The sequence below is a fragment of the Saprospira grandis str. Lewin genome (genome assembly GCF_000250635.1).
GTDB classification, from domain to species: Bacteria; Bacteroidota; Bacteroidia; order Chitinophagales; family Saprospiraceae; genus Saprospira; species Saprospira grandis.
In genome coordinates this window covers 1,521,524-1,539,486 of the sequence record NC_016940.1, presented here as the reverse complement: position 1 = coordinate 1,539,486, position 17,963 = coordinate 1,521,524, and the positions used below count along the sequence as shown (strand labels likewise).

The 17,963-nt window shown below is 45.2% G+C and carries 13 protein-coding genes; all 13 read left to right on the top strand.

The window, feature by feature from the left end; translation table 11 throughout:
- Positions 1 to 402: 402 nt before the first annotated feature.
- Positions 403 to 1,833, top strand: coding sequence for a c-type cytochrome (locus tag SGRA_RS06795; RefSeq protein WP_041329865.1), 1,431 nt, complete (start codon positions 403 to 405; stop codon positions 1,831 to 1,833).
- 118 nt (positions 1,834 to 1,951) lie between these two features.
- Positions 1,952 to 5,317, top strand: a complete 3,366-nt coding sequence (locus SGRA_RS06790; protein WP_015691885.1) for a TAT-variant-translocated molybdopterin oxidoreductase — start codon at positions 1,952 to 1,954, stop codon at positions 5,315 to 5,317.
- A gap of 43 nt (positions 5,318 to 5,360) precedes the next feature.
- Positions 5,361 to 6,776 (top strand): NrfD/PsrC family molybdoenzyme membrane anchor subunit, encoded by a 1,416-nt coding sequence (nrfD, locus tag SGRA_RS06785; protein ID WP_015691884.1) that lies wholly within the window; start codon positions 5,361 to 5,363, stop codon positions 6,774 to 6,776.
- A 59-nt stretch (positions 6,777 to 6,835) separates the two neighbouring features.
- Positions 6,836 to 7,369 (top strand): DUF3341 domain-containing protein, encoded by a 534-nt coding sequence (locus tag SGRA_RS06780; protein WP_015691883.1) that lies wholly within the window; start codon positions 6,836 to 6,838, stop codon positions 7,367 to 7,369.
- Positions 7,370 to 7,402: 33 nt separating this feature from the next.
- Entirely contained in the window at positions 7,403 to 8,161 is a 759-nt protein-coding gene (locus SGRA_RS06775; protein WP_015691882.1) for a c-type cytochrome, read from the top strand.
- 67 nt (positions 8,162 to 8,228) lie between these two features.
- Positions 8,229 to 9,803: a hypothetical protein gene (locus tag SGRA_RS06770; RefSeq protein WP_041329533.1), complete on the top strand. Its 1,575-nt coding sequence runs from the start codon at positions 8,229 to 8,231 to the stop codon at positions 9,801 to 9,803.
- A 505-nt stretch (positions 9,804 to 10,308) separates the two neighbouring features.
- Entirely contained in the window at positions 10,309 to 11,697 is a 1,389-nt protein-coding gene (locus SGRA_RS06765; protein ID WP_015691880.1) for a cytochrome c oxidase subunit II, read from the top strand.
- A 41-nt stretch (positions 11,698 to 11,738) separates the two neighbouring features.
- Positions 11,739 to 13,598, top strand: a complete 1,860-nt coding sequence (locus tag SGRA_RS06760) for a cytochrome c oxidase subunit I (RefSeq protein ID WP_015691879.1) — start codon at positions 11,739 to 11,741, stop codon at positions 13,596 to 13,598.
- Between the two features lie 40 nt (positions 13,599 to 13,638).
- Complete coding sequence (gene cyoE, locus SGRA_RS06755; RefSeq protein ID WP_041329532.1) at positions 13,639 to 14,535, top strand: heme o synthase; 897 nt, start codon at positions 13,639 to 13,641, stop codon at positions 14,533 to 14,535.
- Positions 14,536 to 14,547: 12 nt separating this feature from the next.
- Complete coding sequence (locus SGRA_RS06750) at positions 14,548 to 15,120, top strand: cytochrome c oxidase subunit 3 (RefSeq protein ID WP_041329531.1); 573 nt, start codon at positions 14,548 to 14,550, stop codon at positions 15,118 to 15,120.
- A 37-nt stretch (positions 15,121 to 15,157) separates the two neighbouring features.
- Complete coding sequence (locus SGRA_RS06745) at positions 15,158 to 16,150, top strand: cytochrome c oxidase subunit 3 (protein WP_015691876.1); 993 nt, start codon at positions 15,158 to 15,160, stop codon at positions 16,148 to 16,150.
- Positions 16,151 to 16,185: 35 nt separating this feature from the next.
- On the top strand, positions 16,186 to 16,626 hold the full coding sequence (locus SGRA_RS06740) for a cytochrome C oxidase subunit IV family protein (protein ID WP_015691875.1): 441 nt from the start codon (positions 16,186 to 16,188) through the stop codon (positions 16,624 to 16,626).
- Positions 16,627 to 16,931: 305 nt separating this feature from the next.
- Positions 16,932 to 17,846: a carboxylesterase family protein gene (locus SGRA_RS06735; protein WP_015691874.1), complete on the top strand. Its 915-nt coding sequence runs from the start codon at positions 16,932 to 16,934 to the stop codon at positions 17,844 to 17,846.
- The last annotated feature ends 117 nt before the right edge of the window (positions 17,847 to 17,963 follow it).

Here is a 17,963-nt window from a genome sequence, read left to right as displayed (position 1 = left end):
GGGAGCTAGCCCTCAGCATTAATTTAAGGCTTTTCTTTTAGCCCTGCTATATATATAGTATAGGGGCAGAAAAATAGCTTTTGCTCTTGTTCTCTAGCTCTTTTGGGCCCAAAAAGTTTGTCTACAGCTAGAAAAGAGGCAAAACTTAGCCTTAAGAGCGCTGAATTAGCTGCTTTTCTAAAAAAATAAAACCGCAAGTCTGTTAAAGAAAATAGGGCAAAACCGACAGAAGGCCCCATAAAAAGTAGCTGTTTAGGCAGTTAGAGAAAGCTTAACGCTTTGGCTAGTTTAGACCAAATCTAAATAACTTGGACTCTTTATAAACATTTTGGAAATGTTAAGCAACATTGTAAATTTGCGCACAAAGCGACAATGCGGTTTTTTGACAAAAAATTGACAGAAATGATATATCAAAACTTAGTACGCTACTTTTCCCTTGCGTTCCTGTTTTTGGCCCTTTCGTTAGGGGCGCAGGCGCAAGATGCCAAGCATGGTAAGGAATTATTCTTGGCGAACTGTGCCTCTTGTCACAACGCCAACATGAAGGACAATGCGACTGGTCCTGCCCTAGGCGATGTGGAGGCCCGTTGGGCCGAATTTCCGCAAGAAGAGCTTTATGCTTGGATTCGGAACTCTCAGGGCTTAATTGCCGACAATTCAGCAGCCTCTCAAGGCTATGCTGCTGCCTTGTACAAGAAATGGGGATCAGTGATGACTCCTTTCCCTGCTTTGACAGATGCCGACATCCAAGACATGTTGGTATTCATCCAAAACAAGTATGAGTTTGGTTGTGATTCTCCTCCCTGTGTAACGGTTGCTGCCGATCCAGGTACTGAGGGACCTGCCAAAGAGGAAGACTCTAGTACAGGGATCATCCTTATTATCTTGGCCGTTGTTTTGGCTTTGAGTACAGTCTTCTTGGCTCGTTACATCAACAACCTAAATCGTTTGGCTGCCCAGAAAACTGGTGGAGAGCCTGTGGCCAGCAAATCATTCTTGCAAATCGTGCTCAATCCTACGATTGTTCGTTTGTTGATTTTTGCTTTGGTTATTTTTGGTGGCTATACTACGGTAAACAATGCGATCAACTTGGGCCGTCAGCAAAACTATGCGCCCGAGCAGCCTATTAAGTTTTCTCATGCTTTGCATGCGGGCAAAAATGGCATCGATTGTCAGTACTGCCACGATGGAGCTCGCCGCTCTAAGCATGCGGTAATTCCTGCTATGAACACTTGTATGAACTGCCACACTGCAGTGAAAAAAGGACCAGAGCATGGAACAGCAGAAATCTTGAAGATTTATGCTTCTACTGGATTTAACCCCATTTCTATCGAAACTCCTCAGTATGGCGCTTACTTTAGCGATACAGTAAGCTTAGAAAGCCGTTTGGCCGTATATGAAAAATGGCTAAAAGCTTCTAATGAGGGCATGGCAGAAGGCGACATCAAAGCGCAATTGGCTGCTGTACCTCAGTTCATTGAGACTTCAGAAGATAGCAAATTGGTAAATACTAAGCCGGTAAGCTGGATTCGTATTCACAACCTTCCCGATCATGTTTACTTCAATCACTCTCAGCACGTAACTGCGGGTAAAGTAGAGTGTCAGGATTGCCATGGTGCGGTAGAGGAAATGGCTGTAGTAAAACAGCATGCTCCTCTTTCTATGGGATGGTGTGTAAACTGTCACCGTCAGACCAAGGTGAAGTTTGACGAAAATGCCTACTATCAGGCCGATTACTACAAGCAGTACGAAGAGTACCACAAAGAGATTCAAGAAGGCGGTGTAACCGTAGAAGAAATCGGTGGTCTTGAGTGTCAGAAGTGTCACTACTAGCATAAGATACAACAGGAGGTTGGGCCAGAGGGCTCAACTTTCTGCTGTTGTTTGAGTAAATACTAATTAGCAAAATTCTGGGAGCAATCCCGTACAACATATTTTATCTTCAAGCGATATGAGCAAACAGGAGAATACTAACAAGGTTTGGGTTAGTGTAGAAGATTTGACCCAAGATGCTGAGTTTATCAAAGCACAGCAAAATGAGTTTCCTGCATCGGAAGAGCAGACGGAGGGCGAGGGCCCTAGTCGTCGTGATTTTTTGAAATACGTAGGTTTTGGATTGGGTGCAGCTACTTTGGCTAGCTGTGAAATCCCCGTAAAACGGGCCATTCCTTATTTGGTGAAGCCCGAGGAAATTGTTCCTGGTGTGGCTACCTATTATGCCTCTACCTTTCTTAATGGTGGAGACTGTGTACCCGTTCTAGTAAAAACTAGAGAGGGTCGTCCAATTAAAATTGAAGGGCATCCTAATGCCTTCACTCAAGGCGGAACTTGTGCTCGCACACAAGCTTCTGTTTTGGATCTATATGATACAAATCGCATCAAGTCTGCCGGAAAGGTAGCTGGCGATAAGTACGAAGAAATGAGCTGGACTGCCTTGGATAAAGAGGCTAAAAAAGCTTTGTCTGCTGCTTCTAAAGTAGCTATCGTTTCTCATACTGTACTCAGCCCTTCTTTGGAGCGCGCCATTGCTGACTTCAAAGCAACTTATGCTGGAGCTGAGCATATCCAATACGATCCTTTTTCTTCTTCTGCTTTGCTAGAAGCGAATAAGGAGATGTATGGTAAATCTGCTATTCCTAACTACCGTTTTGAGCAAGCCAAATGTATTGTTGGTATTGATTGTGACTTCTTGGGAACCTGGATATCTCCTACAGAGTATGCTGTCGATTATGTTAAAAGTCGCAAACAAAACTTCTCTATGAAGAAGTTTGAAGAAACAGATGGAAAGATTGCATCTACGGTAGCTGAGGACATGAGTGTGCACATTCAATTTGAAGCGCATATGTCTGTTACAGGATCTAATGCTGATCACCGTGTATTGATTAAGCCTTCTGAGCAAGCTATGGCCGTTAAAGCACTTTATAATGAAGTCGCTGCACTAACGGGCAACTCTGGCGGAGCGGCTTCTGCTAAGTTTAGCTGGGCCAAAGCCAATAAAGCCATTAAGAGCACGGCCAAAAAATTGGTTGCTGCGGCTAAAACTGGTGCTTTGGTGGTTTGCGGAATCAATGATGTGAACATCCAAAAAGTAGTTAACGGGATCAATGAGATGTTGGGTGCCTATGGCAAAACGATCATCTGGAGCGGTTACTCTAAGCAACGCAAAGGAAATGATACTAGCATCAAAAACTTGGTGAACAACTTGGGTAACTATGATGCAGTGATCGTAATGGGCGCTAACCCCGCTTATGATTTGCCTGCTTTGGCTGCTAAGTTTGCTACAGCTTTGAAAAAATTGACAGAAGCTAAGAAATTTACAGTTTCTTTCAATCGTTCTCTTGACGAAACTGCATCTCTTTGCCAATATGTAGCTCCAGATCATCATTACCTAGAAGCTTGGGGCGATGCTAACCCCAAACAAGGAGAGTACTATCTTGTACAACCCACAATTAACCCCTTGTTCAAAACACGTGCTGCAGGTCAGACACTATTGACTTGGGCCAATAAAGCCATGAAAGGCGAACAGCCTTATTTTGAATATATCAAAGCATTCTGGACCAGCGAGTTGTTTGCTGCTCAGAACCGCTTTATGACCAAAGCTTCTTTCTGGACCAATGTACTGCATGACGGTATGTTGAAGCTCTCTAACCCCGATGCCGCTCCTGGTATTAAGGCGACTGTAGCTGCTGCTCCTGTAGAAGAAGCCAAAGAAGGAGAAGAAACTACAGTAACTGCAGTGCCTACTCCTAGCGAAAAAGAAGAAACTGTAGAAGAAGTTGCTCCTGTAGCAAGTAGTGGCGCTTTGAGCATTGCTCAATCTGCTTTGTCTAGCTTGTCTGAGAAGAGCAGCGATGCTTTAGAAGTCGTTTTTTACGAAACTGTAACTCTTGGATCTGGAGAATACGCTAACAACCCTTGGTTGCAAGAGATGCCAGACCCTGTTATGCGCACCACTTGGGACAACTTTATTGCAATTCCAATTAAATGGGATGGTGATAATGATTATACAACCCCTTATGGTAATCTAAAGGACGGTGATATAGCTGAGATTAAAATTGGTGAAAATACTTACCAATTGCCTGTTATTCGTCAGTTTGGCCAACATCCTAATACAATTGCAATTGCATTGGGTTATGGTCGCACAAAAGCTGGAAAAGCGGGTAGCCTAGTCGGTAAGAACCTCTTCCCCGAGTGTAAAAACTTTACCTATAGCTCTGCTAGCGTAAGTGCTCCTACTAAGGTAGGCCGCGACTCGCAGTTTGCCTGTGTGCAAATGCACCATACTTACGGTTTAACCTCTAAGGATGAATCTGGAAAAACTATCGTAGATGAGTCTACTGGCAAGCCCTTTAATGTGGATGAGCAGGTATTGGGCCACCGTGGTTTCCAAGGTTCACTAACCAACCGCTCGGTATTCTTCCAATCTTCAGCTCAAGATCTTGAATCTGGTCTTAAAGAATTACACGCTAAGCGTAAGAGCTATCAGCACTTGAATGAAAAAGGCCTTTATCCTGATAGAAATGAGGTCTATGGTACTGGACACTGGTGGGCTATGGCTATTGACTTGAATGCCTGTACAGGTTGTGGTGCTTGTACTGTAGCCTGTATGGCCGAAAACAACGTTCCTGTTGTTGGTAAGTTTGAGGTCTCTAAGGCACACGAAATGACTTGGTTGCGTATTGACCGCTACTACTATGGCGATGAAGAGACACCCAATACGGCTTATATGCCTATGATGTGTCAGCACTGTGATAACGCCCCTTGTGAGAACGTTTGTCCTGTAGCTGCAACCAACCACAGTTCTGAAGGTTTGAACCAGATGACTTACAACCGTTGTATTGGTACTCGTTACTGTGCTAACAACTGTCCTTACAAAGTACGTCGTTTCAACTGGTTGGACTACACTTCTGCCGATACATTTGCTTTGAACGAAGTAGACATGAACCGCGGAATGGAGAACGATGAGTACTACACTTACATGACAGATAACCTTACTCGTATGGTCCTCAACCCTGATGTGACTGTTCGCTCAAGAGGTGTTATTGAGAAGTGTAGCTTCTGTGTACAACGTTTGCAAGAGGCTAAATTGACTGCAAAAGTAGAAGGACGCCGTCTTATGGATGGTGATGCAAAAGTAGCCTGCCAAACGGCTTGTGGAACTGGAGCTATTTCTTTTGGAGACCGTAATGACAAAGATAGCCAAGTAGTTGCTTGGATGGAATCTGCTCGTGGTTACCTCGCCTTGGAAGAAGTAAACGTTCGTTCTGCTGTCACCTACTTGATGAAGGTGCAGAATACAGATGTGAACTTCGCTTAATTTTAGAATAAAGAATCGTCTATTATCATAAAATCAAACTCTTATGAGCTCAGTTGTATCAGATATTCGCCCACCATTAGTAATGGGCAATAAGACATATCATCAGATTACTGAGGATATCTGTTCCCCAACGGAGGAGTTGCCCAATGGTAAATGGGTAATGCTCTTGTTGGGCGCTTTGGGGCTACTCGCCTTTGGTGGTTTGGCCTTGTTTGTTACCATCTGGTTTGGGATTGGTAGCTGGTACCTTAACCGTACTGTAGGTTGGGGTTGGGATATTACCAACTTTGTATGGTGGGTAGGTATCGGTCACGCCGGTACACTTATCTCGGCCATCTTGTTACTTTTCCGCCAAAAATGGCGTACGGGGGTAAACCGTGCGGCAGAGGCGATGACCATTTTTGCCGTAATTTGTGCGGCGCTCTTCCCAGGTATTCACATGGGACGTATTTGGTTGGCCTTCTTCGTTTTCCCTTATCCTAACACACGTGGTCCTTTGTGGGTAAACTTCAACTCGCCACTACTTTGGGATGTATTCGCTATCTCTACTTACTTTACTGTATCGCTTTTGTTCTGGTACATGGGATTGATTCCTGACTTCGCTACTATTCGCGACCGTGCCAAGGGCTTCCGTAAGCGTATCTATAACTTTGCCTCTTTTGGTTGGACTGGTTCTGCCAAGCACTGGCAACGTTGGGAGGCTATGGCTTTGGTTCTTTCTGGACTAGCTACTCCTCTTGTACTTTCTGTACACACCATTGTATCTTTTGACTTTGCTACCTCTGTTGTACCTGGATGGCATACCACGATTTTTCCTCCCTACTTTGTAGCGGGTGCGATCTTCTCTGGTTTTGCGATGGTACAAACACTAATGATCCTTACTTCAATTGCTTTGCCTCAGCTGAAAGACTATATCACGCTTCAGCACATTGAGTCTATGAATAAAGTAATTGTTTTGACAGGTTCAATTGTAGGTGTAGCTTACTTGACTGAGCTTTTCATCGCTTGGTACTCTGGTTATATTTATGAGCAGTTTGCTTTCTATAACCGTGCATTAGGTCCTTACTGGTGGTCTTACTTCGCTATGATGACTTGTAACGTAATCACGCCTCAGTTTTTCTGGGTGAAGCGCATGCGCCGAAGCGTTTTGGTTACTTTCATCCTTTCTATTGTAGTGAATATCGGGATGTGGTTTGAGCGTTTCGTTATTATCGCAACAACTCTACACCGTGACTTCTTGCCTTCTAGCTGGAGCTACTACTCTCCTTCTTGGGTAGAGGTTGGGGTATACCTCTTCACTTTTGGCCTCTTTGGCGTACTTTACCTCATTTTCATGCGTGTCGCTCCTGTTGTAGCTATCGCCGAGGTGAAATCTATCTTGAAGAGCTCTGGTGATCAGTATTGTGGTGAAAACATGCACCAACATGAAACTGCTGAAGAACTAAGCAGCGAAGCCTAATCCTTTAACCTTTGAATGACCTACTGCCCCCAAAAAGGGGGCAGACCAAAATAAAGCTGATGAAACAGTTGAATAAAACTATCCTCTACGGTCTATACACAGATGAAGAAGTGCTGATGGACGCTGTTAGAGATATCCGTGAAGAAGGGAACGAGATCTGGGATGTTTTTACTCCCTTTCCCGTGCACGGTCTAGACCCCGTTTTGGGCCTTAAAGAATCGCGCTTGCATATTGCAGGTTTTGTTTATGGCCTCTTTGGTGCCTTGACCGCCTTTGGATTTATGACTTGGACGCTTACTAGAGATTGGCCCATCATTTTTGGTGGTAAGCCTTATTTCTCTGCGCCCTCTTTTATTCCGATCACTTTTGAGTTTACTGTACTCATGGCTGCTGTCGGAATGGTAATCACTTTTTACTTGGTTTGTGGCCTCGGCCCCGGCGTAACTAACCCTTACCTCGATCCTCGTATTACCGATGACCATTTCTGTATCGCCTTTGATGTGACCAATATGTCTGAGGAACAACGCCAAGCCCTAGAAGCTAAACTCCTTAGCACTGGTGCCTGCGAGCAACCCAAGATCAAAAATATCTAATAACTTCATCTCACCCTTCTATACGTGATTGACATGAAATTACCTAATCTATACTTCTTCGCAGCTATTGCCCTTTCAGCTTTCTTCCTCGGAAGCTGTGGCAAGTCTGGAGGTGAGTTTGCTGGTTATGAGTATATGCCCGATATGGGCCACTCTATTGCCTATGAAGCAAACGTAAATACGTACTACCGCTTTAATACGCACTCTTCTGAAGAAGAGTATCAGGAATTTGCCAAACCTCGCAAACCTGTTGCCGGTACTGTACCCTTTAATGCAACAGCTACTACGCCCGGCGGCGCTTCTGAGTTTACTTTTCCCGTCTATGCTTTTGATAATACAGAGGCAGGACGCAATGAAGCCATGAAGGCAATTACAGAAAACCCCCTCAAAGCCAAAAATGAGGAAGACCTCAAGAAAATCTTGGCCAAAGGAGAGGAGCTTTATGTAGTATACTGCGCTTCTTGCCATGGTGAAAAAGGCGACGGAAACGGCCAACTATGGAATAGCGGCGATGGACCCTACCCCAACGCCCCCGCCAACTACATGACAGATGACCTCAAAAATGCTACCGATGGCCGCTACTATCACGCCATTATGCACGGTAAAGGGGTTATGCTTTCTCATGCCGATAAACTAAGCCATGATGAGCGCTGGATGGTGATCCACTATATCCGTAGCTTGCAAGCCGAAAAATATGACTTGCCTACCGCTAATGGCCAAAATAAAGTAGCTACTCCCGAAGCCGAAGAAACTGAGGCCGAAGCAGCAGCCACTGAAGAAGAAAACAAATAAGGGTTAGTGATGACTAACTTCAGATTGAATCAAAACTATTGACTAAACCTATAGAAACTGATAACTAATGGGTGCGCATCACAACCACGCAATTCAGGATAACCCTCAGTTTGTCTTTGATGGGAAACTAAAAATGATCACCGCGATCATGACTCTCATCGGAGCAATTAGCCTTGGGGTTACTTACTTTACGGATGGCGACTATGGACATGTCCGCTTCTGGACCAACTTGCTCCATAATACAGCCTTCTTTACCGGTATCGCTTTCGCTTCGCTTTTCTTTTTGTCTACTCACGTAGTAGCCTGGGGCGGATGGCAAACTATTTTTAAACGAGTGCCCGAGGCCATGATGATGTTCATGCCTGTTGGCCTCATCTTTTTTGGACTTATTGCCCTAGGCGTTTATATGGACGCTGAAGGAACTGACTACCTTTATCTCTGGAGCGATGAAACCGCTCTAGTAGAAGATCACCTGGTCGTGCATAAGTCTGCTTTCCTTAACCCCTTCAATTATGTACTCACTTTGGTGGTGCTTGGGGTATGGACACTTTTCGCTATGATGATCCGCAGATTGTCTCTAGAACAAGATGGCGATCGCTCTTTGCGCAAGGTGAACTATGAAAAAATTCACATGTGGTCAGCTATTTTCTTGCCCATCGCTGGTTTCTCTAGCGCTTATGCTATCTGGCAGTGGGTAATGTCTGTAGATGTTCACTGGTATAGTACGCTCTTCGCTTGGTATGCTACTGTAAGTGTTTGGGTAAGCGCAATTTGTATCATATTTTTGCTCATCCTTTTCTTGCAGAGCCGCGGCCATATGCAGTACTTCACTAAGGAGCACACGCATGACCTCGGTAAGTATATCTTCGGATTTAGCGTATTCTGGACCTACCTTTGGTTCTCGCAGTTCCTCCTCATTTGGTATGCAAATAACGGGGAAGAAACTCAATACTTCGACCTTCGTTTCGATCAGTTTCCCGCTGTTTTCTACCTCAATATCCTACTCAACTTTATCCTGCCTTTCTTCATCCTCATGATGAACAATTCTAAGCGCGCTAAAGGTACTTTGGCCCTTGTTGCAGTGATCGTTTTGCTAGGCCACTGGGTAGATTATTTCCAAATGATTAAGCCTGGTGTTTGGCACAACTGGGAGCATGCTCAACATGCTGGCCACGGTCATGGCGATGATCATGGACATGGCGAAGAAGGGCATGATGCTCATGGTGATCTACTTCACCTCAACCAAGCTCCTAAGGCTGTACTTACGGCTAACCCTCAGCATGGCGATGATGCTCATGGCGAGGAAGGACATACAGAAGAGGCTCCAGCAACTACAGAAAATGATTCTGCTACTGCTGCCGAAACTACTGCTCCTGCCGAAACGCATGCTCATGATACAGAAGACGCGCACGCTACTGCTCATGGAGAAGAGGCGCATACAGAAGAAGCTCATGCCGAGCACCCCACTCAATTTGTAATGGGAATTCACTTTCCTGGCCTTCTAGAGCTAGGAACAATGATTGGCTTTTTGGGCTTGTTCCTATTTGTTACTTTCCAAGTATTGTCTGGTGCCTCTTTGATGCCTAAGAACGATCCTTATGTAGACGAAAGTAAGCATCACCACGTTTGGTACGATCTCTAGGATACTGATAATTTGGGGCCTGCGGGCTAGCGCCCGCCGCTATGTTTCAGGGCTCGCAGTTCTGCTCGGCCCTGCGGGCGGCCAAGGCCGCCCTGGGTCGGCGGCTATGCCGCCCCCTTTCACAGCGCTAGGCCGTTAAGCCGCTTCGCGGCTGATGGCCGGGCCGCTTTGGTCCAATTAAACGGTTTTGCAGGCGCGGAGCGCCGCAGGCCTAGCGACTGGAGCAGGGCGGCGAAGCCGCAGACCGAGGCGCTGCAAGCGCCGAAGGGCCGAGCAGACTTGCGAGCTGCGAAAGGCAGCGCCGCAGCTTGCTGCGGAGGCCCCAAAATAGTCTTAGATTGGCAAGAAAAAAAGTTCCCGATTTTTAGACTTTTTAACAATTTAAAAAGATTCTAAAGATTAGTTCTTTGCGAGGGGCGTTAATCAATCTTTTGGCCTCTTTTGTTATATTTGCGAAGTAAATAATATTATTGGCAGCTGTTAGCTGCAGAAAAACCTATAGAACATGACTTGGCTTCTACTCATTATCATCGTTCTCGCTGCTGTCTTTATCGTACAGATCGCTAGAGCGCGCGAACTAGCCTCTGTAGTAAGAGGTGAAAAGGCGGAGGAGTTTGAACGAAACAACTTTCATGCAGGGCTAGGAATGGTCTTCATGATTGGCTTTCTCCTTACTTGTATTGTATCGTTTATTTATTACATCCCTTATTTGTTGGGTTGGGGACCGAATACGGCGGCGTCGTTGCATGGTCCTACGGTAGATAGCGTATTTAATACGACTTTGTTCTTTACGTCTATTGTATTTTTTGGTTGTCAGTTTGCGCTTTTCTTCTTTGCATGGAGGTTTAGAGGGCAGAAGGGCCGTCGGGCCAAGTACTGGGCACATGATGATCGTTTGGAGATGATCTGGATGCTTGTACCTGCTATTATCATGACCTTTTTGGTGGTGAGTGGTTTGCAGGCTTGGAACGAAATCATGGCGGATGTTACTCCTGAGGAAGTAGCTGGAGAGGATTATATGGAGATTGAGGCAACTGGGATGCAGTTTGCTTGGTTGCTCCGTTATCCTGGCCGTGACCAAAAGCTAGGAACAAAGCATTTTACAAAAATTGACGGGACTAACCCATTGGGTCAGGACTGGACGGATAAGAAAAACATTGATGATTTCCATCCTAGTGAAATCGTTTTGCCTGTAGGTAAGAAGGTGCGTGTGCGGATCAATTCTAGAGACGTATTGCACAACTTCTACCTTCCTCAGTTCCGTGTAAAAATGGATGCTGTACCTGGTATGCCTACTTATTTTGTCTTTACGCCTGTTGTTACTTCTGACTCTATGCGTAATCGTTATAAGAACTATGAGCATTGGAACATTCCTGATAAGCAGAACCCCGATAAGAAACGTTGGGAAGCTTTTGAGTACGAATTGGCTTGTGCAGAGCTTTGTGGCCGTGGTCACTACTCTATGCGCCGTGTACTTAAGGTAGTTACTGAAGAGGAATATGCCGAATGGTTTGACGGTATCGAGGCCACTTCTCATTACTTGAACAATGTTCGTGGTACAGATAAAGATCCGTTTAAGGATGTAGCAAAAGGACAGCTTGAGTTTGAACAACTATTGGCGCAAAAAGAGATCGTTAAAGCAGAATTGGCTAGCTTGCAAGAAGCAATGGCTGCCGCTGCTGGCGCTAGCTTGAGCAAAATGGAAGAAGCAGAGGCTAAAGTATTGGCCGCTTTGAAAATTGCTCGTACTACTTTGGATGTAGATGCCGCTAAAAAAGCAGCTGCTGATGCTAAAGCCGCAACGATGAGCGTTTTGGCTCAGCCTGAGCCTATTGAGGCCCCTGTTATTGATTCTGTGACTACGGACACAGTATCTGAAGAGCAGCCTTCTTAGTTTTAAAAACACTTGTTCACTATTTTATAAATTACCTTCTTATGGCTGATATCAATATCACAGAAAAGGAACTGCACGCTCCACAGGGTGGAGACGGGCACGGACACGGCCATGATGATCACCATCACGGTGATAAGTACCAATCGTCTTTTATTGATCGTTATTTGTTTAGCATGGACCACAAGACCATTGCAAAACAGTTTTTGATCACGGGGATGTTTTGGGCCGTCATTGGGGCTGCGATGTCTGTTATTTTCCGTTTGCAATTGGGTTTTCCTGATGCAGACTTGTCTTGGCTACAACCCTTGCTCGGGGGCTGGATCGATGTAGATCCCGCTTCTGGAAAAGGAACTTTGAGCCCTGACTTTTACTATGCTTTGGTGACCATGCACGGTACCATCATTGTATTTTTTGTACTTACTGCTGGATTATCGGGTACGTTCTCGAACTTACTTATTCCATTGCAGATTGGAGCCCGAGATATGGCTTCGCCACTGATGAACATGCTTTCTTACTGGTTCTTCTTTTTGGCTGGTGTAATTATGTTTATCTCTTTGTTCTTGAATACAGGTCCCTTCTCTGGGGGATGGGTAGCCTATCCTCCGCTTAGTGCACTACCACAGGCATCTGACGGATCTAAAGCGGGTATGACGCTTTGGTTGTTGGCGCTTGTTTTCTTTGTAGTCTCTACGCTTTTGGGAGGTATCAACTATATCTCTACAATCTTGAACATGCGTACTAAGGGAATGACTATGTTCCGTATGCCTTTGACGATTTGGGCTTTCTTGCTCACTGCTGTTTTGGGTCTACTTTCTTTCCCTGTTGTTACTTCTGGTTTCTTTATGTTGATGATGGACCGTATGCTCGGTACTAGCTTCTTCCTAGATGAAATCTATGTAGCTGGTGAAGCATTGACAGATAGAGTAGGGGGTAACGCTATTTTGTACCAGCACTTGTTCTGGTTCTTGGGTCACCCTGAGGTATATATCATTATCTTGCCTGCGATGGGATTGGTTTCAGAGGTACTTTCTGTACACGCTCGTAAGCCGATCTTTGGTTACAAGGCTATGGTTTTCTCTATCCTAGGTATTGGTGTACTTTCATTCCTAGTATGGGCTCACCATATGTATGTTAGTGGATTGAATCCTTTCATCTCTAATATCTTTGTACTCTTTACTTTGATTATTGCTGTACCTTCAGCGGTAAAAGTATTTAACTGGATTGCAACGGTATGGGGGGGTAACATGCGCTATAACTCAGCTTCATTGTTCTCTATTGGTTTTGTATCGCTCTTTATCTCTGGTGGTTTGACCGGTATCTTCTTGGGTAACGCCACAATTGATATGCAACAGCACGATACTTACTTCGTAGTTGCTCACTTCCACACCGTAATGGGTGTAGCCGCTTTCTTTGGTATGTTCTCTGGAATCTACCACTGGTTCCCTACGATGTTTGGACGTTATATGAACGAAACCTTGGGACAAATTCACTACTGGGGTACTTTGATTACTGCTTATGCCGTATTTGGTCCTATGCACTATCAAGGGATGGCTGGTATTCCTCGTCGTTACTACTCTTTCGACACTTTCCAGGCCTTCAACCAGTTTGATACGATGAACCAGGTGATTACTATCGCCGCGATTGTTGCCTTCTTCCTACAGATTCTGTTTATCATTAACTTCTTCTACTCTATCTATAGAGGAAGAAAGCAAACAGAACAAAACCCTTGGGGGGCAACTACACTAGAGTGGACTGTTCCTATCAACCCCGGTCACGGAAACTGGGATGGACCTATCCCTGAAGTTCACCGCTGGCCTTATGACATCAGCCGTTACGAAGATCGTGAATTCGTAATGCAGAATGAGCCTCTAGCAGAGGGTGAAGTAGACGGAGGACATTAGTCTTCCTGATAATGATCTATTCTAAATCAAGATTGATATTTTGAATACGAATAACAGTACTACCGTTAGTGGCAGTCTTTTGGGCCAGAAGTGGAAAAACTATATGGCTCTAGCCAAGGCTAGGTTGGCACTATCGGTAGTATTTTCAGCATGTACAGCCTACTACCTAGGAACAGAGAGTTTTAATGTTTATCACTTTCTGCTCCTAGGCCTAGGAGGCTTTCTCGTAACTGCATCGGCCAATACCTTAAATCAGGTGTTGGAAAAAGATACAGACCGAAAGATGAAGCGGACGCAAAACCGTCCTCTTCCTGCTGGTCGAATGGAAAGCTGGGAGGCTGTTCTTTTTGCTGGTATTACGGCTGCTGTGGGTTTGTTGGCTTTGGCCTTCTTTAATCCTATGACAGCTTTCTTAGGCTCTGTTTCTTTGGTGAGTTATGCCTTTATCTACACGCCATTAAAACGAATCTCTCCCGTAGCCGTTTGGGTAGGAGCCGTGCCCGGAGCACTTCCTATGGCTATTGGTTGGGTGGCTGCAACTGGCGAGCTGGGATTGGCGGCTTTCTTTCTGTTTAGCCTACAGTTTCTCTGGCAATTTCCTCATTTTTGGGCTATTGCTTGGGTGGCTTATAAGGATTATGCAGAAGGCGGTTTCTATCTCTTGCCCTCTAGCCAAAAAGATGGCCGGACAAAAGAGACAGCACTTCAAGCAGCATTTTATGTGCTTTGCCTTATTGCAATGAGTTGGGCACCCGTTAGTCTGGGCATTTCTGGCTATATTGCCGCTGGCATTATGTTTTTCATGGGGTTGTTCTTCCTCTATTTTGCTATCCGTTTGTTTAAGCAAACCACAGCAAAAGCAGCAAGACAGCTAATGCTAGCTTCTCTAGTTTATCAATTGGTGGTCTTTTTGGCCCTGATGATTGATAAGATCTAAAATCAAAGCGCCATGAGCACTTTAAATAAAACAGTAAAACGTATTCACCCCAAAAAATTTGCCCTCTGGATGGGCATCGTCGGGATGATTATGTTCTTTTCGGCATTTACTAGTGCCTACATCGTGCGAAAAGCTTCTGCCAACTGGTATAACTTTCCGCTTCCCAATGAGTTCTTTTATAGCACAATTGCTATCCTTGGAAGTAGCCTCGCTTTCTACTTGTCCAAAAAAGCATATCTCAAAGCAGATGCAAAAACCTTTAAAGGACTCTACTTTTTAGGCTTTCTGCTGGGTTTCGCTTTCATTGGCCTACAGTACGCCGGCTGGGAATCACTACAAGCAGTAGGTATCGACTTGGTCGCTAATCAATCTAGTAGCTTTCTTTACTTGATTACTGCCGCTCACGTCTTACACGTGATGGGTGGAGTTGTTGCCCTAGTCGTTCTCGCTGTTGGCCTTATCCGCGGCCGATTTGATGTACCCACGCCCAAACGTACACTCAAAATAGACTTGACTTTTACTTACTGGCACTTTGTAGATATCCTCTGGCTCTATCTCTTGGTGTTCTTTCTGATACAACAATAAACATCTATCTGTAATTTTTACAAATTGATCCGATACAATGGCAAACGAAACAGTCATCGAAACACAGGAGCAGCACGATAACGCCCCCCAGAAGGAAAATCTCTGGAATGGTGGCCAGTCTCCTTTCAAAGCGAGCTACGGAAAGCTCATGATCTGGTACTTCCTCCTCTCAGATGCTTTTACATTTGGTGGATTCCTTTTGGCCTATGGTGCCCTGCGCTTTAGTGTGAAAGGTTGGCCCGTACCCGATTTTGTATTCCAAACTGCTCCCTTCGGCATCTCTGGTGCCCCCCTTATCTTTGTAACTTTCATGACTTTCGTCTTGATTGTTAGTTCGGTTACTGTGCTTCGTGCCGTACAAGAAGGTAAAAGAGAAAATCAATCTGCTGTAGTAAAATGGATGCTCGCTACCGTAGTAGGTGGCGCCTTGTTCCTTGGCTGCCAAGCTTGGGAATGGACCAACCTGATCTCTACAGAAGGTATGACGCTCTACACTAACCCCTTCGCAACTCATATCGATGAAGGAAAATACCTTACTCTAGACGAACTTAATGGTATCGCTAAAGAAAAAGGATGGGATAAAGAGGTTGTTAGCCTAGAAAGCCATGGCAAAACTACTGAAGTCACTTACTTTACCGACGCTAAAGGCAATAAGTATTTTGAAAAAAGAGACCATCATGGCGATCTTCCCAAAAAAATGGAAATCCAAGCCGGTGATTCTTACCTCATTACTTATCAACATGATATGCATGACTATGCAGTAGGTGCCTATAAAACTACTGATGGAGAAATCAAAACAGAGGCTTTTGGCCCCCAAGCTTTTGGTGCGCTCTTCTTCTTTATTACTGGTTTCCACGGTTTTCACGTATTTACTGGGCTAGCCTTCTTACTCATTATCGCTATCCAAGCTGCTAATGGCACTTACGTCGCCCGTAAGAACGGCTACGAAATGGTAGAGAAAGTTGGTCTTTACTGGCACTTTGTAGATTTGGTTTGGGTTTTCGTTTTCCTAGCCTTCTATCTACTCTAAATTCTATTCGATTAACTTTTTAACGCATATATATCATGGCTCACGTAACAACTCGTGAAGAAGATATCAAAGTAGGCCGCAATGGTTTTATCATTTTGCTTATTGTTACATTCGCAGAAGTAGGTATCGCTCTTATTGGTAATGGCCACCTCATCGAAGGCCTTACTCTTCCTAAAATGATCATGATTCCTGTAATGATTGCACTTAGCCTTTATAAGGCTTACTATATTACAGCTATCTTTATGCACCTCGGTAGTGAGGTGAAACCAATGATCGCTACGATTATTCTTCCTATGCTCCTCTTTATTTGGGCAATTATTGCCTTCTTGTGGGAAGGTAGCGCTTGGTTCAATAACCAAGAGTACGTAAATAAGAAGAATCAAGAACAAGTAAACCCCAAAGGAGAAGCTACTGAAGGCGCTACAGGCATGCTTATGGATGCTCAAGATGCTCCTAAGTCTGTTCGCTTCGAATAAATAAGGTCTCTGATTATTATATATCAGCCAAGTGTTTTAACCCTCTAGCTTCCCGCTAGAGGGTTTTCTGTTTAAGGGCGCGAAGCGCCCAATAGGAGCGAAGCGACTGGCTGAGGGATGGATAGTGGTGGCCCAAAGGGCCAGACCCAAGTTTTTTGAAGCGAAGCGAAAAAAACTGCAGGGCCGAGCAGACCTGCGAGCCACGACACAGCCCGACCCGCCCGAAGGGCGGGGCAGCCCCAAAATAATCCTCCCCAAAAAGTCGTTCTAATGCACTAAATTTACTCCCCAAATCAATTGCTATTATGTATAAATATCTCTTCCTTTTTCTCCTACTGAGCAGCTGCACGCTCTGGGGCCAAAAAGATCAGGCGGGCCTGCATGCGGTCCGAAATAAAAATTTACCCTATGAATATTGGACCTATTTCCCCAAGGGATATAGCGGCCAAGAGGGCCAAAAATTTCCCCTGCTGATTTATCTGCATGGCCGAAGTATTCAAGGAACAGACCTGAATAAGGTGAAAAAATATGGGGTGATTTATGAACTGGAACGAAAACTAGAACTCGATTTTATCGTGATCGCTCCCCAATGCCAGAAGGGCTGGGAAAATGATAAATTGATCCAAATTTTAGATTATGCCGAGGCCCATTATGCCGTAGATCGCAAAAAGGTCTATCTCTGCGGCATGAGTATGGGCGGTTATGGCGCTTGGTATTTGGCGGGCTATGCCCCCGATCGCTTTGCCGCTGTGGCCCCTATTGCTGGCGGTGGCCGCCTAAAGGATGTAGAAGGCATGAAAAATTTGCCCCATTTTGTGGTGCACGGCAAAAAGGATAAACCCGTGCCCGTAGAGGAGTCTCGAAAGATGGTGAAGGCCCTAAAAGCCGCCGGAAATACCGAGGTGAATTATATCGAAGAGAAAAACTGGGGACATTCGGAGGCGGTTCGCGTCTTTTCTTGGCCCAAACTCTACGAATGGTTCCTAAAATATGAGCGCCCCATCAAGGATGAACCCATTTTGGCCCAGGAAGACCCACCCAAAGAAGAACCCCAAACGCCAGAAATAAAGGAGCCGCAGCCAGAAGAAGAGGAATATATTGTCTTTGAAGAGGAGCAACCCAAGGAGACCGTAAAACCACAGCCCAAAGCCCCCAAAAAGAAGAAACCAAAGTGGTGGCAGTTCTGGAAATGGAAGTTCTGGTCGAAGATGTTTGGATAAGCTATTTATTTGGGGCTGCCCCGGCCAAAGGCCGGGTCGGGCCATTGCGCAGCTCGCAGGTCTGCTCGGCCCTGCAGCGGCTTCGCCGCCTTGGTCTGCCGCCTTCGGCGGCCCTGC

Excerpts from the sequence above, each read along its gene's own strand:
- SGRA_RS06795 (WP_041329865.1), top strand. The coding sequence starts at position 403 with ATGATATATCAAAACTTAGTACGCTACTTTTCCCTTGCGTTCCTGTTT.
- SGRA_RS06790 (WP_015691885.1), top strand. The coding sequence starts at position 1,952 with ATGAGCAAACAGGAGAATACTAACAAGGTTTGGGTTAGTGTAGAAGAT.
- nrfD (WP_015691884.1), top strand. The coding sequence starts at position 5,361 with ATGAGCTCAGTTGTATCAGATATTCGCCCACCATTAGTAATGGGCAAT.
- SGRA_RS06780 (WP_015691883.1), top strand. The coding sequence starts at position 6,836 with ATGAAACAGTTGAATAAAACTATCCTCTACGGTCTATACACAGATGAA.
- SGRA_RS06775 (WP_015691882.1), top strand. The coding sequence starts at position 7,403 with ATGAAATTACCTAATCTATACTTCTTCGCAGCTATTGCCCTTTCAGCT.
- SGRA_RS06770 (WP_041329533.1), top strand. The coding sequence starts at position 8,229 with ATGGGTGCGCATCACAACCACGCAATTCAGGATAACCCTCAGTTTGTC.
- SGRA_RS06765 (WP_015691880.1), top strand. The coding sequence starts at position 10,309 with ATGACTTGGCTTCTACTCATTATCATCGTTCTCGCTGCTGTCTTTATC.
- SGRA_RS06760 (WP_015691879.1), top strand. The coding sequence starts at position 11,739 with ATGGCTGATATCAATATCACAGAAAAGGAACTGCACGCTCCACAGGGT.
- SGRA_RS06750 (WP_041329531.1), top strand. The coding sequence starts at position 14,548 with ATGAGCACTTTAAATAAAACAGTAAAACGTATTCACCCCAAAAAATTT.
- SGRA_RS06745 (WP_015691876.1), top strand. The coding sequence starts at position 15,158 with ATGGCAAACGAAACAGTCATCGAAACACAGGAGCAGCACGATAACGCC.
- SGRA_RS06740 (WP_015691875.1), top strand. The coding sequence starts at position 16,186 with ATGGCTCACGTAACAACTCGTGAAGAAGATATCAAAGTAGGCCGCAAT.
- SGRA_RS06735 (WP_015691874.1), top strand. The coding sequence starts at position 16,932 with ATGTATAAATATCTCTTCCTTTTTCTCCTACTGAGCAGCTGCACGCTC.